This is a genomic window from Methanosarcina hadiensis (assembly GCF_046529725.1).
GTDB lineage: Archaea > Halobacteriota > Methanosarcinia > Methanosarcinales > Methanosarcinaceae > Methanosarcina > Methanosarcina hadiensis.
In genome coordinates this window covers 1,030,403-1,052,965 of record NZ_CP136241.1, presented here as the reverse complement: position 1 = coordinate 1,052,965, position 22,563 = coordinate 1,030,403, and the positions used below count along the sequence as shown (strand labels likewise).

14 protein-coding genes and 1 pseudogene are annotated in these 22,563 nt (G+C 37.9%); 5 read left to right on the top strand and 10 right to left on the bottom strand.

The genetic code is table 11. From position 1 onward, the window contains the following. Positions 1 to 115: 115 nt before the first annotated feature. The 3 genes and pseudogenes from RSJ42_RS04645 to RSJ42_RS04635 all read right to left on the bottom strand — a co-directional run bounded on the left by RSJ42_RS04645 (position 116) and on the right by RSJ42_RS04635 (position 3,305). A complete protein-coding gene (locus tag RSJ42_RS04645; protein ID WP_410509509.1) occupies positions 116 to 580 on the bottom strand; it encodes a universal stress protein in 465 nt (154 codons plus the stop codon). A 607-nt stretch (positions 581 to 1,187) separates the two neighbouring features. Beyond that, the gene (locus RSJ42_RS04640; protein ID WP_410509508.1) at positions 1,188 to 1,328 is read right to left on the bottom strand and encodes a hypothetical protein; all 141 of its coding nucleotides are present in this window, start codon (positions 1,326 to 1,328) and stop codon (positions 1,188 to 1,190) included. A 1,066-nt stretch (positions 1,329 to 2,394) separates the two neighbouring features. Further along, positions 2,395 to 3,305, bottom strand: a pseudogene (locus RSJ42_RS04635) (IS5 family transposase). A gap of 176 nt (positions 3,306 to 3,481) precedes the next feature. Here RSJ42_RS04635 and RSJ42_RS04630 point away from each other — a divergent pair. After that, positions 3,482 to 4,117, top strand: coding sequence for an undecaprenyl diphosphate synthase family protein (locus RSJ42_RS04630; RefSeq protein WP_410509507.1), 636 nt, complete (start codon positions 3,482 to 3,484; stop codon positions 4,115 to 4,117). Between the two features lie 542 nt (positions 4,118 to 4,659). Further along, positions 4,660 to 4,989 carry a HesB/IscA family protein gene (locus RSJ42_RS04625; RefSeq protein WP_410509506.1) on the top strand — a complete coding sequence of 110 codons (330 nt, stop codon included), beginning with the start codon at positions 4,660 to 4,662 and terminating at the stop codon, positions 4,987 to 4,989. Positions 4,990 to 5,168: 179 nt separating this feature from the next. Here RSJ42_RS04625 and RSJ42_RS04620 read toward each other — a convergent pair whose 3' ends face one another. Then, positions 5,169 to 5,756 carry a class I SAM-dependent methyltransferase gene (locus tag RSJ42_RS04620; RefSeq protein ID WP_410509505.1) on the bottom strand — a complete coding sequence of 196 codons (588 nt, stop codon included), beginning with the start codon at positions 5,754 to 5,756 and terminating at the stop codon, positions 5,169 to 5,171. Between the two features lie 521 nt (positions 5,757 to 6,277). Here RSJ42_RS04620 and RSJ42_RS04615 point away from each other — a divergent pair. Beyond that, positions 6,278 to 6,463, top strand: a complete 186-nt coding sequence (locus tag RSJ42_RS04615; protein WP_410509504.1) for a CxxC-x17-CxxC domain-containing protein — start codon at positions 6,278 to 6,280, stop codon at positions 6,461 to 6,463. A 254-nt stretch (positions 6,464 to 6,717) separates the two neighbouring features. Here RSJ42_RS04615 and RSJ42_RS04610 read toward each other — a convergent pair whose 3' ends face one another. The 5 genes from RSJ42_RS04610 to RSJ42_RS04590 form a co-directional block, all read right to left on the bottom strand. Continuing rightward, entirely contained in the window at positions 6,718 to 7,731 is a 1,014-nt protein-coding gene (locus RSJ42_RS04610) for a beta-propeller fold lactonase family protein (protein ID WP_410509503.1), read from the bottom strand. A gap of 323 nt (positions 7,732 to 8,054) precedes the next feature. Continuing rightward, the gene (locus tag RSJ42_RS04605; protein WP_410509502.1) at positions 8,055 to 11,987 is read right to left on the bottom strand and encodes an eIF2A-related protein; all 3,933 of its coding nucleotides are present in this window, start codon (positions 11,985 to 11,987) and stop codon (positions 8,055 to 8,057) included. Beyond that, positions 11,977 to 12,873, bottom strand: a complete 897-nt coding sequence (locus RSJ42_RS04600; RefSeq protein WP_410509501.1) for an SIR2 family NAD-dependent protein deacylase — start codon at positions 12,871 to 12,873, stop codon at positions 11,977 to 11,979. The genes RSJ42_RS04605 and RSJ42_RS04600 overlap by 11 nt, the downstream gene beginning before the upstream one ends. 339 nt (positions 12,874 to 13,212) lie before the next feature. Continuing rightward, positions 13,213 to 14,697, bottom strand: coding sequence for an SIR2 family protein (locus RSJ42_RS04595; RefSeq protein WP_410509500.1), 1,485 nt, complete (start codon positions 14,695 to 14,697; stop codon positions 13,213 to 13,215). Positions 14,698 to 15,812: 1,115 nt separating this feature from the next. After that, positions 15,813 to 16,874 carry an NAD(P)-dependent alcohol dehydrogenase gene (locus tag RSJ42_RS04590; RefSeq protein WP_410509499.1) on the bottom strand — a complete coding sequence of 354 codons (1,062 nt, stop codon included), beginning with the start codon at positions 16,872 to 16,874 and terminating at the stop codon, positions 15,813 to 15,815. Positions 16,875 to 17,493: 619 nt separating this feature from the next. Here RSJ42_RS04590 and RSJ42_RS04585 point away from each other — a divergent pair. Further along, positions 17,494 to 20,091: a UvrD-helicase domain-containing protein gene (locus tag RSJ42_RS04585; protein ID WP_410509498.1), complete on the top strand. Its 2,598-nt coding sequence runs from the start codon at positions 17,494 to 17,496 to the stop codon at positions 20,089 to 20,091. Between the two features lie 320 nt (positions 20,092 to 20,411). Here the strand turns inward: RSJ42_RS04585 and RSJ42_RS04580 are convergent, their stop codons facing one another. Beyond that, positions 20,412 to 21,212 (bottom strand): SAM-dependent methyltransferase, encoded by an 801-nt coding sequence (locus RSJ42_RS04580; protein ID WP_410509497.1) that lies wholly within the window; start codon positions 21,210 to 21,212, stop codon positions 20,412 to 20,414. Positions 21,213 to 21,400: 188 nt separating this feature from the next. Between RSJ42_RS04580 and RSJ42_RS04575 the strand changes: the two genes are divergently transcribed. Beyond that, positions 21,401 to 22,228 carry a TrmB family transcriptional regulator gene (locus RSJ42_RS04575; RefSeq protein WP_410509496.1) on the top strand — a complete coding sequence of 276 codons (828 nt, stop codon included), beginning with the start codon at positions 21,401 to 21,403 and terminating at the stop codon, positions 22,226 to 22,228. Positions 22,229 to 22,563 lie beyond the last annotated feature (335 nt).

Genomic DNA, 22,563 nt, shown 5'->3' with positions numbered 1-22,563 from the left:
CAGTAAATATTGATTTTTTTGTAAATATTGATTATCCTTTATGTTCAAGAACTTGACCTATCTTTTAACCCAGCCTATTTCAATTAGAAAAAAACTTAGTCCTTAGGCACGCAATTTATGCTTCCTGTTTCTCTGAATTACAGCTCCGGACAACCATAACAGGGACCTTTGAATGCCTTACCACTTTTTCTGCAACACTGCCCATCAGAAATTTTTCAAGCCCGGTTGCCCCGAGTGTACCCATTACTATCAGGTCCATGTTATTATCTTCTGCAAACTTGATAATCTCTTCACCAGGGTGCCCGCTCAAAAGAACATCTTTTACCTCCACCCCGGAACCCTCTATGGTCTTTTTAGTTTCAGACAATATTTTCTTCCCGTCTCTTACCATCATTTCATGGATCAGTTCTTTGCCAGCAGTCCAGACTTCGGAAACGATAGAAGGAGTATCTATTACATGAACGGCATAGACAGTAGCTCCGCTAAGCTTTGCAATTTTAATTCCGCAAAAGGTGGCTTTTCTGGAGTTCTCTGACCCGTCTGTTGCAATCATGATATTTTTGTATAAGTTACTTGGCATTTATTGTCTCCATTACAGATTTTTTTATTTGAATATGATTTCTCAGGAAAATTGTTATGTATGTAAACTTAAGGGCTAAACGTCAAATTTAGTCTATGACTTCCTTACCAATCTCTAATAAAACGCAGGCTGATATTATACTTTAAACACCTTATATAAGGCATTTATCTATTTTTAAATATAAGAGTGCGAGACAAAATGAAAGTTAAAGGTTCTGGGAAAAGTTACTGACAGCTTTAATACTCGATTCCAAAATAAATGTGCCATAAATCGATCTATAGCCTACAATATAAAAATCCACCAAGCAAAATAAATTATTAAAAATAAATTATTATTTTGATCTTGGCAACCGAATTATAATTTGCAGGAAAATATAAATGCTCCTGCCAGCCTGTCCGGCGGCCCTGCCCAAAAAACAAGATAAGTGAAGACTGAAGAGAAAGTAGAAGCTTGAAAAAATGGTAAATTATCTGGCTGCCCTGCAAAATAGAAAAAGAAGCGCAGAACCTGGGAATATATAAAGAGGCAGGTAAATATAAAAAATGAAGGCAAGTATAAAAAATGATTAGATAAGATTAGAACGGAAAATCTGATTAACTTTCTCTTTTTATTTTCCTTTTCCTTTCTTATCCTGTCCTTTCACCTTATTATCCGCCGCCTTAACTTCCTCTACTGGTGCTTTTGTTTTGCCGCCCGTTTCCTTTTCGATCTTATCTCGTTTTGCTGCTTTTTGTTTCTTGGTTGCCAAGTTATAACCTCTGCGTAACACTTTTACAAATTAACAATTATAAAGCAGTCTTGTACTATAAATAGTTCATCTTTCGCTTAATCCATTCTCAAAACACAGAAATATGAAGGGGTAAGAAAGTGGAAAAAGAAGCCCTGTAATGCAATAAAAGCATAAGCAGGCTTTTACCTGCTTTCGTTTTTTGTTTTCGAAAAGATGCTCTTCTTCTTCGGGGGGAAAAGAACAGTTAAATAAAACAAATAATATCATCCGGATTAGAAAAAGTATCCTGTTATCCAGGGGTCGGTTTCAAATTCACATGGTATCGGAAACCTCCGCCAGCTTGCCTGGCGGCCCTGCACAAAAAGCAAGAGGAAACGGAAGCAGTAGAATGAAGAAAAAGGCTTTAGAAGTAGCATATTAAAAAGTAATATAAAATGAACTAAATATAGGAAAGGTATCTTTTGTAGTATTTTTTAGGTTTTCTGCTTTTAAATCAGTTTTTGAAATCACTTTTTCGCTATGACTTTATTTTTGATTTTTTTCTTATCCTTTTTCTGCTTTTTGGAGCAAGCCGCTCTCCTTCGTCAAGCAGGACAGAAACGGCCCGGTAAAATGAATAAGGTTGTACGGGTCCAGAATAAAATTAAATTTCTAATTTTTATTTCTTCGTTAAAATATTGAGTGTATACTGGACTCTATGGGAGCAAATTAAACTAAACTTTAGGAAGAAAATTTTCGCAATATCACTTTCTTTTGCAGTATCACTTTCTTTTTCTTCTGCAAGAAAAACACAGAGTAAGGATTATCAAAACAAAGAACGTTGCAATGAGTAATTCTCCAGACATTGTTTGAGTATTCATTGTAACAGTAGAGCTTAAAATAGTCGACATACTATTCTTAGAGGCTGAAAAAGTTAAATATTTTTTCCGAAAGCTCTTCGTTTTCGGCATGAGTATTCTGCAGAAATTTTTTGATAGAAGGCCTCTTTCTTTAACCTCTTTCCTTTGTATGCATCTATCTAATGCTGGTGACTAAAGCGAAGAACTTACAGCTAAATTCTGCGAATACAATTCGTTAGCTGAGTTCAGTGAAGATTTTTAGGCTTTGTAGAAATCCTTAATTTATGCAAGTTATTTCTACCACTTTTTTGTTTATGTTATACACTATCAGTTTAATTTTTATTTCTTTAACTTGATTATAGAACTTTCTTGCCCTGAGTACTTCTCGGAACTTTCTTTTGACAACAGAGAATGTTGTTTCTGCTATGTTCCGTTTATTGTATTTTGTTTTATCAAAGGTAAAATGTAGCTGTTTTCTATATTTTCCTTTGATTTTTTTCCTTTTTCTTACTCTTAAAGGTATAATTGAGTCTGCTTTTATTTCTTCTCTAATTAAAGTATGAATTTTTTCAGAATCATACCCCTTATCAAGGACATAACATTCAGATTTTTTTGTTCTATTTGATTGTCTTATCAGAGCTTTTGCATGCTTGGTATCATGATCCGTTTTTTGACTTATTTTCCATCCTAAAATTACTTTTCTATCAGTATCTACTGCTATTGAAGTTTTAAGGAAGCTCCTACGGAGCTTCCCTGTTCTTCGAGAATAATAATAACTTGCATAAGAACTCGTAAACCCAGTTGCATCAATTGCTGTAATGGAAGCATTTTCTCCATGTGAATAAAATAGCTTTAAAGTTTTTGACAAAATTATGTTAAATAATGACGAAGGGATTCTGGACATAAACTTTTGAAGAGTAGTGTAATGTGGAATCTTATCAAGGTCAAGTTTTTCCTTTATACTGCTCATGAGGTCAATAAGCTCTACAAAATCTCGATAGTCTGTACTTATATACTCCTTCAGTAAAACAAGAACAAGAAGCTGATGTTGAGTATAAATACGTTTGGAATATTTACAGGAGTAAAGGTTCAGTCTGGAAGACTGAACCGTTTTAAGACTGAGATCAATAAAATTAATATATTTATTTGATGACAATAGGAATTGCTCCTCGTTTTTTGTGGGGACAAAAGATAAGGAGCAATTTTAATATTTTATTTTATATATTTTTGGGAAAAAATAAAACTTAGAGGATTTCTACAGAGCCGATTTTTATACCATTTTTATGCAAAGAAATAGGGGGTTATTTTCTGGATATACCAAAATTTAAAAGATTGCCAGGGCATATAGCTATAATACCGGACGGCAACAGAAGATGGGCTTTAGCCAGAGGCCTGCAAAAGCATGAAGGATACAGTTATGGAATAATTCCCGGACTGGCAGTATATGATATATGCGTAAAAATAGGAATACAAGAAGTAACTTTTTTTGGATTTACTCAGGATAATACAAAAAGACCTCAAATTCAAAGAGGAGCGTTTGTAGATGCCTGCATAAAATCAGTTCAGGAGATCGCTAAACGTGATGCTGAAATACTTGTAGTGGGAAATACCGACTCAGACATATTTCCAGGGGAGCTGCTTGAATATACAAAGAGAACAAAAGCTGGTAAAGGTAAAATAAAGATAAATTTTTTAATAAATTATGGCTGGCACTGGGACTTAACCTGTGCATTTGATAACTCCCCGGATAGTAAGAGAATGATAGAAAATATAGCGTCAGCAGACATTCCAAGAATAGACCTGCTTATCCGCTGGGGAGGAAGATGCAGACTGAGTGGAATGCTTCCGGTTCAAACCGTATATTCGGACATATATGTAGTTGACGAGATGTGGCCGGATTTTAAGCCAGAACATTTATTCAATGCACTGGAATTTTATCAGAACCAGGACATAACACTGGGTGGTTAATTTACTTTTTGCCTTTCACCGATCCTATAAAATAGATTTTTTCTTTTCCATAATAGACTTTTCTTTCAGGACAGTTTTCGGATTGAGTTGAAAATAAGTTAACTGATCCATTTTTTCATAGAGGCCTTCTGAAATTGGATCTCCAGGTAAGAAATGAAATCCTCTCGATCCTTTCAGCTCATCTGAAATATATTTTTTCTGCCGGTAATCTGCTTAAGTCCCCCCAAATACGTTTTTAGAAAAGGACCGAGAAAAGCGAAAACGAAAAACTCGTGATTTTGCTGCTTCAAAGGGAAGGTATTCTGTTAACAGGATTTCTTTAGATTAACCTGTTCCTTTACTCTTTGCAGGTATTTTCTAATTAAAACAGCGTTTTTCTGGTAAACTGGATAAGGTAATAATGTAATCGCAAAATTGTTTTAGATAATTTAATTAGAAAACGAGACTTTTATATAACGGATTCCATAAATAATCCAGTATGAATTGTCAAATCCTTAACATATATAAATTGGCAATTTATATCCGGGAATTGGGGGTATCAAATGATAGAAATAACAGACAGAGCTGCTACAGAGCTTAAATTTTTATTAGAAACGGAAGGGATCGAGCAACCAGCGATACGGGTCTATATAACTGGATCAACTACAGATGTCCAATATGGATTGGCAGTTGCTGATGATATAAATGAATTTGATGTAATCACAGAGAATAATGGTATTAAAATCGTCATGTCACCAGACGTGGCGGCTGGCTTTTCTGACGGTAGCATTGATTTTGTAGTTGACGGAACAAGCAAAAATTTCATAATACAAAATGCTGACACCGGCACCTGTGATAACTGCGAAGAATGTAACATATGTGATGCAGAATAACATTTTGAGCAGGCGTGACGAAACAATAACCGTATTCTTCGGACTCGATTGCCTATATGAGGAACACATATAGGTTATTTCAGTCAAATACCCCGCAGCACGCTGCGGGGATGGATATTTAAAATCAATTTTAATTTTCAAAATCACTTTTCTATTTTAAAAGCGCTTTCCTATTGTAATTATTTCCTGACACCAGATAAAAGGTAGGCTTTTCTGTTACTTGGATTGAGCAGTGAATCGAAAACTGCGTCTTTTATGTAGATAATTTCGAAGAGAGGTGAAAAAGTGCTCTCTATTTCAGCCTTTGAGAGTCTTCTGGGCAGATCGTATTCGCCCGGCTCCTTATCAGAGAAACACAGCATGAAATATTTGCCGCCTTTCCTGAGCACCCTATGAACCTGCTGCGCAAAAACAGGTCTCTCTTCATCCGTCATTACATGAAATAGTCCGGAATCTATGACAATATCGAACTCGCCTTCCTCGAAAAGCCAGTCCATCTGCAACGCGTCTTCTACGACGAATTTTACCTTAACATTTCGCTCTTTTGCTTTTACTTTTGCGTCGGAGATGGCATTTTCAGCAAGATCTATTCCTGTGACCTCACAGCCACTCATGGCGAGCAGTATAGCATTTTCACCCCGGCCACACCCTATGTCAAGAGCTCGGCCAGGCTTAATCTCTCCGTTTTGTATAAGAGCCTGAAAAGCGGGCTGGGGGTGATCGAGGTCCCACGGCGGCTTGCCCTTATATACTTCATCCCAGAACAAATTTTTCCTCCTCAAAGTTAAAGTATTGATCCTCAAAGTTAAAGTATTGAGTTACAATTTGATACTGGTTAACGATAAACCTTAACTTTAATTAATTTTTTGTGTGGCCTTATTTTTGAGGTTCCGGATAGTCAAATAATAACTGTGAAACACCAATGTTTTAAACAAAAACGGGTTGATGTATATGAAAAAACTATTTTCCTGCCTGCCATTTGCTCAAATCTACCCTGATACGTTTGTAAAAGAAAAGATTTGAGAAAAGTAAAATTGGAATAAACCGTGCTTTTCACAGGGGTGTATTTCACAGGCGTATAAGGGCACTTTGCATAGCTAAAATTTCCCTGTATATTTGATTTTCATAGATAGATTTATATATTTTAAGTACCAGGTATGTGTGTTGAAAAATAAAGAGCAGTATAAAAACCTGTTATTAAAAACCAATTTTTGTTTTTAATCAAAGAGTTATATACAATCTTATTTTCAAACAATTAACTAACAAATAAAACCAAGGTGAAACAAAAATGGCTTTTAATGACAGAAACTTCAGAGGAAATTCTAATTTCGGCGCTCCCAGAGAAATGCACAAAGCTACCTGTTCTGACTGCAACGTTGAGACAGAGGTACCTTTCAAACCTGACCCGGAAAGACCGGTTTACTGCAGGGACTGCCTTCCTAACCACAGAAAACCCAGAGAAAACAGATATTAAATGTTGTTTGTGTAACTGAGTTACATCAACATTATTTCTTTTCTACTTTTTTATTATCCATCTCACAATATCTCTTTTTTCTTTGAAGCTTTTACAGACTGAGCATTCCTTTTATAAATCAAACAGTTTTATTTCTATAGAGATGTTCCCTATATATTAATTAAAGGACTATCAACTTCTTTTTGACTTTATAGACTGTTTTTAGTTACATTCTCTTCTATTATAAAATACTAAAAAATGGAAAAAAAATAATTTTATCCAATAAATCGCCCCAAAGAAAGAGGGTGGCTTCCAACCTGCACCGTAGCTGTAACATTGTTTGTAGTTGTATTAATTACAGAGACATCATCGCTACCGGAATTTACCACATATACTTTTGTTCCATCAGGGGTTACTGCAACTCCCCAAGGCAAGCTTCCTACAGGTATCGTGGCTGTAATATCGTTTGTTGTCATATTAATTACAGAAGTGGTATTGCCCCAGTAATTCGCAACATATACATTTGTCCCATTTGGATCAACTGCTACTCCTAAAGGAGCTATTCCTACATCCAGTGTAGCTGTAACAGTGTTTGTTGCAGTGTCAATTACAGAAACATTGTTGCCACTGCTGCTGATATCATTTATGTTTCCGGTGTTAGTCACATATACCTTTTTTCCATCCGGTGAAACTGCAATTCCCCATGGTTCGACCCCCACAGAAACCGTGGCTGTAACAGTGTTTGTCGCAGTATCAATTACAGAAACATTATTGGTATCATTGTTTACTACGTATGCCTTTGTTCCATCCGGGATAACTGCAACTCCACCAGGGCCCGTACCTACAGGCACTATAGATATAACAGTATTTGTGGTCGTGTTAATGATAGAAGTAGTGTTATCCCAATAATTAGTCACATATATCCTTGTTCCAGCCGGATTGACTGCAATTCCAACAGGATCATCTCCTACATTAATTGCATCTATAACGTTACTAGTTTTTGTGTCAATTACAGAGATATTGTCGCTAAGCTCGTTCGTTACATATGCCCTTGTCCCGTCTGGAACTACTGCAACTCCACTGGGAGCAGCACCAACAGGTATTATGGCTGTAACATTGTTTGTTTCTATGTCAATTATAGAGGTAGTATTGTCACCACTGTTTGTAATATATGCAAATGGCGCTGCTCCTGCGATACTCACCAGCATTAAAAACACCAGCGTAGCTATTCCAAAAATAGTTCTGAAGGCTTGCCCTTTGCTAGTTTTATCATATGTTGCTTCTTTCATGACCCTTCTCCTTAAATTGGCCTTTATATTAAAATATCCAGGAAATTTATAAAAAAACGAGAATTAATAATACTTATGATTAATAATTAGTATATATTAGAATTATAAAAATAAGATTAAGAAATTTTATTTTTGAGGTTTCCTGTAACTAACATATTCGTAAATATTTATGAGATCCTTCTAAGACAGCGGTTACAAAGAATTCGATAAAAAGAGGTTTATTACAGGATAGGACTCATGCATTTAAACAGAAAAAGTGCAGCGTTTAATGTTTACTGACTTCATTTATACTTCAAATGCTTAAGTCCTATACTTGCAAATATTTAAGGTAAATTTGGAAATGTCTTATGATAAGGCTCATCACCCATATACTTGTCCCACATATCTGGTGGCAGGTTACGAGTTAAACGACTACTGGATTCGTTTATAAGATCCTCTATTTCACACATTTCCCATAACTTTGCACTGCTGTCAGAACTTGCCGTTGCGACATATTTTCCATCAGGACTGAAGACAACATTGTTTACCATGTCTGCATGTTCCAGAGGAGCAAAAACTTGTTCACCTGTAGCTGCGTCCCATATGCGTGCAGTATAGTCACGACTTACCGTAGCAATATATTTTCCATCAGGACTGAATGCAACATTATTTACTCCAGCATCATGGTTTAGAACAAAAACTGGTTCATTTGTAGCTGCATCCCAATCCCATATGCATGCTTTATTGCCATGACTCACTGTAGCAACATATTTTCCATCAGGACTGAATACAGCATTATACACTGAACTAGTATGGTTCAGAACATGAATTTGTGTACCTGTAGTCGCATTCCATACGCGTGCTGTATTATCAGCACTCGCCGTAACGACATATTTTCCATTGGAACTGAAATTAACACTATATATCAGATCATTATGTCTCAGAATATGGATTTGTGAACCTGTAGCTGCATCCCATATGCGTGACGTATTGTCAACATATCCCCAGCTCGCTGTAACAACATATTTTCCATCAGGACTGAATTTGATATCATACACCCCAGGACTATACTCCAGAAGAGTAGTTTCTTGGCCTGTAATTGCATCCCATATGCGTGATATATTATCCTTACTAGCTGTAGCAACATATTTTCCATCAGGACTGAAAACAGCATTATTCACAGGACTATTATGGTTCAGAACAGAAACTAGTTCACCTGTAGCTGTATCCCATATGCGTGCTTTGTTGTCATCACTCGCTGTAGCTACGTATTTTCCATCAGGAGGACTAAATACGGCAGTATAAACCGAACCATTATGATTCAGAACAACAACTGGCTTACCTGTAGATACATTCCATACGCGTGATGTATTGTCAGCACTTGCAGTAGCAACATATTTTCCATCAGAACTGAACACAACATTATTTACTGTACCATTGTGGTTCAAATTAGAAGTATCTGTAGATACAATGCGTGATGTATTGTCAGCACTTGCAGTAGCGGCATATTTTCCATCAGGACTGAATACGGCATTATTCACCAGACCATTATGACTCAGAATATAAATTTCTTTACCTGTAGCTGCATCCCATATGCGTGACGTATTGTCAGCACTCGCCGTAACCACGTATTTTCCATCAGGGCTGAACACAGCATTATAAACATAATAATCATGGGCGAGGACTGAAAGTATTTCACCTGTAGCTGCATCCCATATATGTGCTGTATTGTCAGCACTTGCCGTAACGATATATTTTCCATCAGGGCTGAAGACAACATTATTTACCAAATAAGTATGGTTCAGAACAAAAATTGGTTCATCTGTAGTTGCATTCCAGTCCCACACGCATGCTCTGTGGTCACTACACGTCGTAGCGACATATTTTCCATCAGGACTGAATACAACATCATACACCGGACTAGTATGGTTTAGAATAGAAATTTCCTTACCTGTAACTACATCCCATATGCGTGATGTATTGTCATTGCTTGCCGTAGCAACATACTTTCCATCAGGACTGTAAACAACATCATTTACCGGACCATCATGTTCCAGAGGAGCAAAAATTTGCTCACCTGTAGCTGCATTCCATATGCGCGATGTGTTGTCAACATACCCCCAACTAGCTGTAGCAATATATTTTCCATCAGGACTGAATACAATATCATACACTCCGGGACTATACATCCCAGGGCTATATTCCAGAAGAGCAGTTTTTTCGCCTGTAGTTGCATTCCATATGCGGGAGGTATTTTCCTTACTAGCCGTAGTAACATATTTCCCATCAGGACTGAAGACAACAGTATTCACAGGACTTGTATGGTTTAGAACATAAACTTGCTTACCTGTAGTTGCACTCCATATGCGTGAGGTATTATCATTACTTACCGTAGCAACATATTTTCCATCAGGACTGAAGACAACAGTATTCACAGGACTTGTATGGTTCAGAACAACAGCCTTAGGGGGTATGAACGATAACTCGGAGCGTATTAACTGTTCAGCTTCTACTGTTCTGTTAATTCGAAATGATTCGATAGCAAGAAGAATACCTATATCTCGAGTATCATAGTATCTTTCGAACTTAGTGGCTGGCGTGATTAAACTTAAAGCACGATACTCCTCAGTCTTTTCTTCAGCTATCTTTGTCTGATTTTCAGCGAGCCGTTTCTGACTATTAGCTCTAGCACTCTGCATTCTAGCAATCTGAGACGCGGAAGTGGCATTTTCTCTCTGTTCATCAGCTTCCTTCTTCTGCTTTTCGGCTTCTTCTTTCTGTTCTTCAAGTGCTTTTGCCTGTTCTTCAAGTGCTTTTGCCTGTTCTTCAGCTTTTATTCTTTGTTCTTCAGCTTCTTTCGTCTTTTCTTCAGCGATCTGTTTCTGCTGTCCGGCGTCATACCATTCAAAGGTTGCAAATCCAGCTAGAAGGAAAAAAATAAGGGAATAGGTTCCAAGTCTTTTGATTTTGCCACGTAGAATCCTTTCTTTTTCAGCCTGCTCTATCTCTGCCTGCCGTTCTTTTTCAGCCCATTCTTTCTCTAGCCTTTCTTTCTCCAGCCATTCTATTTCTGCCCGCTCCTTCTCGGTCTGTTTTTCATTGAAAACCCTGTTAGAAGAAAGTATGGGCTCGATAAACCTGTCGTGTGTTAGTTCGTACCAGCGTGCACCTGCTCGCCATTCTGCTCTGATAAGGTGCACTCTTTCAAGCACATCAATGGCTGAATTGGGAATACTGCCAGTTGACTCTTGAGCCCTGTATACCATTCCCCGCGTCCCCATAGCCGTTATCAAAACTTCACCGAACAATGTGCGAAGGCTTTTTTCATCAATGCGTGCCCTGGTTGCCGCTGACCGTATAGCTTCTTCGTAAAATTTGTAGAGTTCCTGCTCTACATTGCCATAGGTTTTCAGGTGCTGGAATGTGATCTGCTTTATACCCGGAGGTAACTCCTGCCAGAGGCTCTGGCACACTACCTGGAGTTGCACAGCTTCTATGAACTCTCCTGTTGCTTCAGTGATTTTGCCTGGTGTTGTCTCAACCCGGATCTTCAGCAAATCATCAACAAGTTTCTCTGCCACACCTTCTGCAAAAGAGCGATCAGTGTCTCTCAACGGTCCCTTGACTGCCAGCAGTGCAGCCTCACGGCGCAGGCGTTCGATGTGAAAGCGCATACGTAATCTTTCCGGAAGAAGATATGTATAAGGATCCAGCTGAGCTATGAAATCTTCCCGTATGACAAAAATCACCCTTAAAAGAGGATCTGCTTCCAGGACGGTGTTTACCTGCTCAAAAAACTCTTCTCTGTCTTTCCAGCGTTCCTGATACAAGGAGAATATTTCCTCAAACTGGTCGAAAATGATGGCACGGGGTAAAGGCATGCCGTCTTCATCCAGTTTATGCTCCTGTCCATTCAAAAAATCAACAAGTTTCATTTTGGCCAGGCGCTTAATATCGTACCTGCCCTCAACCCAGCTTGTGAGAGCATTAAAAACATATATGTTAGATATCTCGTCGGTTCTTACGTTTTCTAAAATTGTGCCTTTAACTCTCGCCACCGGGAGAACCTCAAACTGTTTCTCCTTCAGAAGAGGAATAAGTCCTGCATTGAGAAGCGAGGTTTTACCTGCACCTGACTGGGCATAGACAAGAACCAGATTATGTGCAATGACTTTGGACAGAAGATCTCTAGCTTCACGGTCTCTTCCGAAAAAAATAGCCTTATCTTTCTCTTCAAAAGGCCGGGGGCCCACATAAGCCTGGAACTCAGGTGCCACGATTAAAAGCCTCCCATCGATTCTTCAACTCTGCGGCAAAATTGTGGCAATCGTGCCAGTATACCTGGATATGAAGATCTGCAAAATAGCGATCCAGATACTTCTGAAATTCTCTCTTTTGGGTCTCAGAAACGTTTCCTGGCACGAGCTGTACTGATATGTGCTTTCTACTGAAGCTTCCTTCTAAATACCTGTAAAGCAGCCTGAAAAGGACACGGAAATCCCAATCAGTTATCCTGTAGCCCAGAAGAAGAAGAGATGTGCCAGTAAATGCCTCCTCAATACGCGGCGGAAGCCTGTCTTCTTCAACTGAAATGGTAACAAGGAACTCCAGATAGTCGTCCTCTGTTAAAACCAGCGAATCTGGCACTTCATAGCAGCCATGGAGATGATATACTAAAGGTCTTTCAGGAGTCGGAACGAAATCTAATAGAGCTGGTTTACGTTGCTTAAGGCGTTTATTCCATCGGCATATTTCCTTAACCGGTGTTTTACCACGGCTTTTAAGGGCTCGTACCATAAGGTCATCATAATTTGTGGTAATGTAAACTGGGAGTGGAAGATCGGCCAGCACTCCGTGAAGTTCACCGCAAGTTTTAAAATATTTTGGTGTGACTTCTTCTATCAACTCTTTGATTTTAGTGCAAATCTCCTCTCTAGGAAACATATCATCTTCTTCAGTTACAGCTACAAATTTAGCCACCCATGATAGGTTATCAGAATCTCCCATTGGGTAGTCGTACTTCTTTGCCCATTCATTTGCAATTTGAGAACCAAAAGGTATAATTTGACAACATGCTCCAGTTCCAAGAAAAGGAGTACAGTTTCCCTCCTTGATCCTCTTAAGAAGGATCCCCCAATCCTTCTCTTCCAGTATATCTGGCATTACTAATACCCCCACAAAGCTTAACATTCAAATTATTTCTAATTGGATAATAAACAAAATTAATTCCTTGTTCGGATTGTAAATTTTTCCTAAATTTAGTGTATTCCGTAAATGCAACCTTTGTAATCAGGTTCAGGAAAAATATTCCAAACTATTCCTTTCCCTGATCATGAAAATGTCTATTTTCCCTTTCATGGGATGAAAAGACAATATCCTGTTATTTCTACTTCCCCCGCCGTAGCACTTCCCTTAAGTTTCCATCTTACTCGAACCTGAAATTGAAACGACACTTCACGGCAATTCAAACCTTACTTCAACTTTATTTGTCAAGCAGAAAAATTATGGCTGACCCTTCTTTATTAAAACCGGCGTTAGATGCTCAGGAATGTTCTGTAATTGAATTTGTACACATCCAAGCCTATATGCATCTTCAATGCTGCGTCCTCCCCCTAAAGCCTGGTAAAAACCAATAGCAAAGGCAATAGCAGCCTTATCGCCTATTGCCTGATTCATGCCAATTACATAATTGATATGTTTAGCGATGGCTTTTGCTTGAATCTCTGCGTAGCAGGCATTCAATACCACACAATTCACCTGGCTACTAAACTGCTCAAACAATGCAGCCAGAGCATCGGGCCCGATAGGATGGGCATTCCCTACCAGATTCTCAAAGCATAACGCACCTTTTGGCGTACCATGACCAGAAAAATGAACAATTTGCGGCTGTGTATCAAGCAAAGCCTGGGATATATCTGAGGGGCGAACCGACATCTGTGGCAATTCTAGTCTGAAGTTATCCCGAAGTTTAGCCATTTTCAGTTTCTCTTGAATCTCTCGAAATTCTTCACCAAGCCGCAGGCGAGACGCATCAGTAGGATCGGCTGCTAAGAAAAGTATCGAAACCGTATTGGCTGTCGTATCGTAAAAAGGATTAGGAACAGGATTGGGAACTTTACATCGATTACTCAATTCAGAGGCAAATTCACGGCAGCCATGCCAGTATGTCTGGATATGAAGATCTGCAAAGTAGCGATCCAGATATTTCTTAGCTTTCTCTTTTTTGACTTCAGGAATATTTTCTGGTGCGAGCTGTACTGATATGTGCTTTCTACTGATACTTCTTCCTAAGTATCCGGCAAGAATCCGAAAAAGAATACGGAAATCCCAATCAGTTATCCTGTAGCCTAGAAGAAGAAGAGATGTACCGGTAAGTGCATCCTGAACACACGGTGGAAACAGCTCATGTTCCCTTGAACTGGCAGCAAAGAAATCAAAATAGTCGTCTTCCGTTAGGACCAGCGACTCCGGTATTTCGTAGCAGCCATAGAGATGATATACTAAAGGTTTTTCAGGGGTTGGGACGAAATCTGACAAAGCTGGTTTGCGTTGCATCAGGCATTCGTTCCACCGACATATTTCCTGAACAGGTGTTTTGCCACGGCTTTTAAGAGCTCGCACCATAAGGTCATCGTAATTTGTGGTAATATAAACTGGCAGTGAAAGATCCGCTAAAACTCCGTGAGGTTCATCAGGGCTTTTAAAGTATTTTGGTGTAACTTCTTCTACAAGTTCTTTGATTTTTTTGCAAATTTCATCCTTTGGGGTCAAAGCATCTTCTTCAGTTACGGCAACAAACTGAGCCACCTGTATCAGGTTAAAAGAGTTTCCCATTGGGTAATCGTACTCTTTCGCCCATTCGTTTGCAATGAAACTAAGAGGAATCTCTTCAGAACAGGCTCCAGCTCCAAGAAGAGGAGTGCACTTTCCCTCCTTGATTCTCTTAAGAAGGAAGCCCCAATCCTTCTCTTCCAGTATATCTGGCACTAATAACACCCTCCACAAAGTTAAATTCTCTTCCCGATTTTTATTGTGTTTATTACCCTGCTCACCTGTTGTCCTGGATTCGGCTGCTTTCCCCCACTTTATCAAACATTAAGTAAATTATATCATGAAATTCGATTTAATTGAGAAATTAATAGTATCAGACCTTCGACTGCTGATACCTGATCAAGTTACAAAGTCGAAGTGCTTGACTTTATACTTTAAGTGTGCAGATTCTAAATGAATGATTTAGGGGCGGTCTTAAAATTCAAGTCGTATACTTAATTGAATTATAGTAGCGTTAATTTCAAACTCATATCGTAAATTGTCTGATGTTCAGGTACACATTGATCTGAGGCGTTAGTTTTTCCTATAGGACTATATACGTTTAAGTATAAAATCAAGTTCAGTGAGCATTAAATGCTACCGTTTCCCTCTTCTATCGGTATCATTTCCTCTTGGGTTTCTTTATTCTATTTATTTTCTAGAATGTAGTTTCCACCTGTCACGGATTTCCATATTATCCGAAATTTAGCTCTCTACTTCACTACTATATTAGCCTTTTTGAAAGTTGTTCCTGCTACCCTGCAGCAAACCGACTCCTGGAGTCTACCGGACACAAATTAATATATTTCTCTGGCTTTGCCGTCTTGAGAAGCATCCTCATATTCTGCATCGATATTTTTCATAATCCTGTCTTCTTTATCCCGAGAATACGGATCTGTTCCCTCTTATGGACCTTATGATATTTCAGTCGTTTACAAAGCAAAAATAATTGCAATTGTGGTCAGTGCAAAAAGATTAGGTACGGTAAGTGGCTGAAGATATCGATAAATTCCTAAAATAGGCATTAAAAGTGAAAGGTTGAGAGAAAGGAAGAAAGAAAAGGTTGAAAGAAAAGGTTGAAAGAAAAGAATCATCTTAGTGAAAAAAATCCTCTCAAAATTGGAGTAGATTAATGAAGTTAAAAAATATGGCGTTGAAATTTTACGGTGACTAACCATTAGCTACTTTTACAGCTCTACCTACCTGATCACTCATTTATCCCATGAGGTGAAAATACCCCTCCTCAAAACTTTGAGCTTTGCGAAGAGCTTAAGGAGGGGTGGCTGACCTGCTTATTCATCCAGGAGAACAACAGGTTTGATCAGGTCTCTTGGTTTTTCTTTCATGAGCATGAGAGCCTCTTCTATTTTGTCGAAGCCTTTGAATAAGTGAGTGACCATTTTTTCCGGTTTTATTCTTCCATAGGTGCACAGGTCTGCCATTCTTTCCATTCTCAAACGGCCTCCTGTTGTCAGGCCTCCGCGTATGTCTTTATGAGACATGCCCGACCCCCATTCAATACGTGGAATAGGAAGTGTGTCCCCGGTTCCGAAGTAGTTGACGTTCGATATCGTGCCTCCGGGTTTTGCAATTTTGACTGCATCCGAAATTGTGTTTTCATTTCCTCCTGCTATGATTACAGAGTCGACACCTTTGCCATTCGTCTTTTCAAGAATCTGCTCAACAAGCCCACCGCCTCTGTAATCGATAATATCGGATGCTCCGTATTCCAGAGCAAGATTAACACTGACTTTCCGGCTTCCTACTGCAAATAACCTGCCTGCACCAAGGATAGATGCACCTGCCACTGCCATCAGACCAACAGGACCGATTCCTATGACTGCAACCGTAGAGCCCGTTTTAATATTTGCCATTTCTGCACCCTGTATTCCGGTGGTTGCCATATCTGAAAGCATGACAGCCTGCTCGAGAGGCATTCCTTCTGGAAGTAGAGCCAGATTCATATCTGCATCATTTACATGGAAATATTCTGCAAAAACTCCACTTTTGAAGTTTGAAAACTTCCATCCGGAAAGCATTCCATTTGAGTGCATAGGCATTCCATCCTGCACCTCCATGGAGCGCCAGTCAGGTGTAATTGCAGGAACAATTACTTTATCGCCCGGTTTGAAGTCTTTGACCTCGGATCCGATTTCTTCTATAATACCTACGGCTTCGTGTCCTAAAATCATGTTTTTGCGGTCTCCAAGCGCACCTTCCCAGACAGTATGGACATCTGAGGTGCATGGAGCTACCGCAATAGGCCTAACAATTGCATCATATGGTCCTGCCGAAGGTTTTTCAGCATCAATCCAGCCTACTTTTCCAATTTCAAGCATTGCAAACCCTTTCATATTATAACACCAACCTTCCGAAAATAATTATTTTTCAACGGTTTTGTAGTACCCCGTATTTTCTTCAGCAACTACATCCTTACATATAGAAATTTTGTTTATTAGAGGATTTCTGTTTATCTCTGATTTGGTTGTAAAGATAGAGCTAGGAAAGAGGAATTAAAGCCTCTGATTTCTGCAGTTTCAGAAGAGGTACTCTGAAGAGCTTCTTTGGATCGAGTACTCTTTTCCTTTGTGGAGGTATTTCTGATTCAAGCGATCTCTTGTTCAAACGAATTATAGATCAAGAAAAAATATCAGAAACTGATTCCCGAATGCGAAATAGAAGTCTTTCAGAGCACTTTTATATGTCAGGTCGAGAAGTTTGACTTTTATTATACTATAGAAAAATTCACATTACAGACTGTTTTTGGTTTCTATCATACCTACGAACCTGTAAAAGATGGACATTAATGAGACCTTAGTATAGATTCAGATCGTTTCTATCATACCTACCAGCCTGTAAAAGATTTCAGGTATATTATTTTCCTGTCGTCTACATTTTTATAGAATGTAAGTATAAATATTCAGGTCATACTTATGCTGTAATTCATCATTTAAGTCACTGGAAGGCAACAGGATGGTTTCAGGCAATAGAAATGAAAACTTTCCGGGTTTTAAAAAAGGTAAGCTAGTGTCATTTATTTTATCAATTATCTCTCCAATTACACATTCATCTAAAAGAATTTATGAAATTTGTATAACTAAAATTCTGGAAGTCAGAAATAAAATTTTAAAAATAGAAAAAGGGACCATAAATAAAGAAGTAAAAGAAAGTATTGAAAAGGATATATCTGAGTTGTATTTAAAGCACGAATTGTACAATGTAGGAAAAGAGACTTATCTAACTTATCATGAGCGGAAGGACCTAATTGATACTTGCGGAAAGTGCCTGGCTATCTGTTCTTCTTTTAAGAATCGGAGTAAACTTTTTGATGACACTTCAAATGATTTTATTAAAAAATCCATAGTAGAATTATCATTCTTATTGAGTGAATTTGAGAAATATGACAATGAAGAGTTCATAAATCAAAGAATACGAAAGTATGATTACCTGTTCCAGAAATCTTCTTTTCCTCTGGATAGCTCACAAAAAAGAGCTATTGTGACTGATGACACGCATAACCTGGTTGTAGCAGGTGCTGGTTCTGGAAAAACTGAAGTTTTAATCACAAGAGCTGCTTATTTAACGGAAAGAGAACCAGATAAGGTTGATGCAAAAAAGATACTAATTCTTGCTTATCAGAATAAAGCTGCCGAAGAAGTCAAAAAAAGACTTAAAGAAAGGTTTGGTATTGAAGGGGCAGAGATCAGGACTTTTCATTCTTTAGGAAAGAAAATCCAGGAAGAAGGGAGCAAAATTTCTGGAAAAGAAATTCCCAGATTAAAGTTTTCAGGTTCTAATTTTGACAAAGAATTCTCAAATTATATTGATCAATTATTCAGTAATAGAAAGATAAACGAAGATTTCCAGAAGAAAATTGCAGATTACATGAGATTATATCATGACAATGCAGTGATAAAGAGCCAGGAAGACTTTGAAAAAAAAGAAGAGTTTTACAAATATATGGCAAATTTAACATACACAGCTCTTGACGGAACTGAGGTCAAGAGCGAGGCTGAAAGGGCTATATTGAACTTTTTCATCAGTCACAACCTGAATGGAGAAAGGATCAGAATACTTTATGAAAATCCCGCTCGATGGATGGAGTACACAGACTCTGAAGGCAATAAAAAGGTCCCCAGGCCCGATTTTTTCTTTCCGGATTATGACATTTACCTTGAGCACTGGGCATTAGACAAAAACGGAAAAGTGCCAGACTGGTTTGAAGGTAAAAATGCACCGGAAGAATACAAACTCGGAATGAAGAGAAAAAAAGAGAAGTTTGCACGGCAGGACAGATATTCTCTTGTAGAAATCGCAAGTTATGAATTCAAAGGGGAAAAGTTTGAGGAGATTTTGATTGAAAGAATGACAAAGGCATTAAAGATAAAGTTTCCCGATAAAGATTTTGAATTCATTCCTGTTCCTTATGATCAACTTATCAATAGAGTGAATTACGGATGTAAAGAGTCTGTAAGAGGACTTTCTTTCAATGTCAGCCGATTCATAACAATTGCAAAGACATACAATCTGTCTCCAGAAAATATCAAGCAAAGGTTACGAAGTGAAAGATGGTCTGCAAAACAGGAAGCTTTTGCCAGGATTGCATTAGATATCTACGAGCTTTATGAAGATGAATTAAGAACCGAAAACAAAATTGACTTTGCTGATATGATCAATCTTGCTGTAAAGGAACTGAAAGAGGATCAGGAATTATATAGAAATTCCTTTGCCCAAATTTTAATTGACGAATATCAGGATATAAGCGCTCAAAGATATCAGCTCATACGCGAACTTATGAAGAAAAATAATGGGTGTAAATTGTTCTGTGTGGGCGATGATTGGCAGAGTATTATGGGTTTTTCAGGTTCCGACCTCGACTTTTTTGTCAACTTCCATGAATACTTCGATCATCCAGCAAGAACTGATCTTTCCGTAAATTACAGAAGCTGTAAGTCTATAGTGGATACAGGTGCTGAAATTATAAAATATAATAGAGGTTCACAGATCGAAAAAGAAACTTTTGCTAAGAATGCTGCTGATAACCCCATAAGAATATACGTCTCAAAACATAATCGAAGATCGGCAAATATATATTATTCTCAAATTGCCAGTCATTGCATTTGTTCAATAAAGCATTATCTCGATGATGGTTATGAGGCAAAAGATATTCTACTTTTATCAAGAATTGGAAAAAACCTTAAGATGAAGAATATGTTAATGGAATACGCTAAAACTCAAGGTGTTCCTATTTCTTTTGATGGAAGTAAAAACCCCAGTAAAATACCTTTTATGACAGTGCATAAAAGCAAAGGTTTACAGGCAAAAATTGTTTTCCTGCTGGATGTAGTGGAGGATTTATACGGTTTTCCCTGCGAAATAGAAAACCCAGATATTTTCGAGCCAGCAATTCTTTCACGTAAAAGAGATAGATACGAGGAGGAAAGAAGACTCTTTTACGTTGCTGTGACGAGGGCTATGAATGACCTGGTAATTTACACTCGAAAAGATTCGGTAAGCAAATTCATACACGAAATTGAAAACAAAGTTACTTTTTATGAACTTAACAATTAAAACCAGAAACGCTAGCAGCTCTTCAAATAATTACAAATTTATACAAAGATCACCAGCCATCTTTAAAGTATAATTTGCTTCAAGGCTTTCGAATGCATTTGAAATATGTTTTCCCGGCTGGCGATTTGCTAAAAATTCTTTCCAGACAAATCTGGATAATTAAGACATCGAAAACCTGGCAACGTACATCGAAGAAGTAGCAGTTTCCAGTCCACTCATTTGTATGCCAGGTAGTAAGCTCCTCAACAGATTTAAAATCATAGTCAACAGATTTAAAATCATAATCAATAGATTTAAAATCATAATCAATAGATTTTAAATCATAACTTTGTGGCTATGATTGAAACCAGATTAAAGTATTTTCCTCCTTCAGCTTCCATCATTCCAATGTCTCTACGGGCATAGTCGTTGTCACACATAAGCCAGTCTTTCCATGCTTCTTCCAGACACTTTAATTCCTTACATTCATCTATGCTAACCAGATTAGATTTTTTCCATAGGTTATACCACCAGTCGCATGAGTATAAATTCATATTATCAAACCAGTATGGCTGCATTTCTTCCGGAACTCCGTTTTCAAAATCCTTTTTCAGTCCTGGAACTGCAACTGCTATTTTTCCTCCTTTTTTCACAAGTGGGGCAAGGTGTTTTGTTAAATAATCCTGTTCGGCTCCAAAATGGTGAAGGGCATCTACACTTATAGCGACATCAAAATATTCCTGTGCAAATGGCAAATCGTGGGCTTCTGCATGTACTGGTATTATTTTATCTTCCAGTCCCACCGACTTAATTCTCTCATAGTTATCTGTTGCACTTATCCAGAGATCAGTTGCAAAAACTGTAACATCATATTCTTTTGCAAGAAATATTGAAGTCAGCCCTCTTCCACAGCCGAGATCAAGTATTCTCATGCCTTTTTCAAGCTTCAAAGATTCGGATAATTCCTCAAGAACCTTCATTGCATTTGGACCCATCATGTTTTCTTTGACAAAATCAAAATCATATCTGTTACTTTTTGTGAACATCATCCTGACCACTTTTCGTTTATATGTTCCATATTTAGTCAACATATTCCAGATTATTTCATAGAGTTTGTTGCTTATTATTCTTCTACAGGTCAATCTAACCTTTGCAGCATATCGTTCTTTTATTTGAACTAATAGAACTGATGTACTCAGTCAGTATAGACTTTAACTAACAGCTTCACTTTCATATGCCTGAACAGTAGTCTTAATATCGTTAAGAAAGATAACCGTTTTACTCTACAATAAACCTGAAAGCAGTGAAAAGACTGAAAAGTAGTGAAAGGATGAATGAAAAATTACTTACAAAAATTGGACTGAACAAATATGAGAGTTCGGTTTACCTGACACTTCTAAAACAGGAGTCTATGGAAGCAAGCAAATTATCACATGCATCGAAAGTCCCTGTAGGAAAGATCTACGAGGTTCTTAAAGCCCTCAAAAACTATGAGCTTGTTGAAATCCAGCCGTCACGGCCGCAGAGATACCGGGCGGTTGATCCAAAAAGGGCATTTAAACTCATGTACAAAAGAAAAGAAGAAGAAACACTTAATGAGCTCAAAATGCTCAGAGAAACATTTGATGAAATCGAAAGGGAACTTTGCAGCGACAATTTCCCACAAAATATTGAAACTATATTCTGGCCTGATAAGTTTCGTAATAATGAAGTTAACGAAATGGTGGATTCATATTTTGAGAAAATCGAGCATGAAGTATGTGTTGTAATTCATACTAAGTATAAGCCTGGAAGATCGGAGCTGTATGATGCCTCGGTACCTGCTTTTAGCAAAGCTTTTTTTAGTCTAGTGCAGCGTGGCATAAAAGTTAAAATTTTAGATCCGGGATCACAATTACTGCTATCATTAAAAGAGCTCATTGATTCAATAGAAGACCTGTCATTTAAGCGCTATATTAAGGTTCTGATGGAAGTAAGGATTTTAGAAACCGAATATAATTTTACAATCATTGATTCTAAGATAACCCTGATCGATATCGAAGACCAGTTCAATATGAGTAGAAACCTCGGTATGACAAGAATATATGACGAATCATATGCAAAACGATTCAAGACAAAGTTTGACGAACTCTGGAAAAAGGGAGAATTGTTTCTCTAACCCGCAAGGATATCCGTAAATTTTAATTTTTCTATAAGTTTGCGCCTTCAGCCACTTCAGAGGAAATTCTGATTTCGGCGCTCCAAGAGGAATTCACAAAGCTACCTGTCCTGACTTCAGTGTTGAGATAGAGGTACTTTTTAAAAGCACATTATCAATAAATTAACTGTTTGCTCCTCTGTAAACCGTTTTTAAAAAAGAGTTATCTTTCTGGAAAGTGAATTTTTGTATAAGCACCTTTATATAATTTGACTGTATGGTGTATGTATTGAAAATAAAGAGACGTATGGTCTGTTATTAAAAACCGATTTTTGTTTTTAATCCAGGGGATATAC

What these genes read in the sequence shown, in the direction of transcription:
- RSJ42_RS04645 (WP_410509509.1), bottom strand. Translation starts at nt 580, where the DNA reads ATGCCAAGTAACTTATACAAAAATATCATGATTGCAACAGACGGGTCA.
- RSJ42_RS04625 (WP_410509506.1), top strand. Translation starts at nt 4,660, where the DNA reads ATGATAGAAATAACAGACAGAGCTGCTACAGAGCTTAAATTTTTATTA.
- RSJ42_RS04615 (WP_410509504.1), top strand. Translation starts at nt 6,278, where the DNA reads ATGGCTTTTAATGACAGAAACTTCAGAGGAAATTCTAATTTCGGCGCT.
- RSJ42_RS04610 (WP_410509503.1), bottom strand. Translation starts at nt 7,731, where the DNA reads ATGAAAGAAGCAACATATGATAAAACTAGCAAAGGGCAAGCCTTCAGA.
- RSJ42_RS04600 (WP_410509501.1), bottom strand. Translation starts at nt 12,873, where the DNA reads ATGCCAGATATACTGGAAGAGAAGGATTGGGGGATCCTTCTTAAGAGG.
- RSJ42_RS04590 (WP_410509499.1), bottom strand. Translation starts at nt 16,874, where the DNA reads ATGAAAGGGTTTGCAATGCTTGAAATTGGAAAAGTAGGCTGGATTGAT.
- RSJ42_RS04585 (WP_410509498.1), top strand. Translation starts at nt 17,494, where the DNA reads ATGGTTTCAGGCAATAGAAATGAAAACTTTCCGGGTTTTAAAAAAGGT.
- RSJ42_RS04575 (WP_410509496.1), top strand. Translation starts at nt 21,401, where the DNA reads ATGAATGAAAAATTACTTACAAAAATTGGACTGAACAAATATGAGAGT.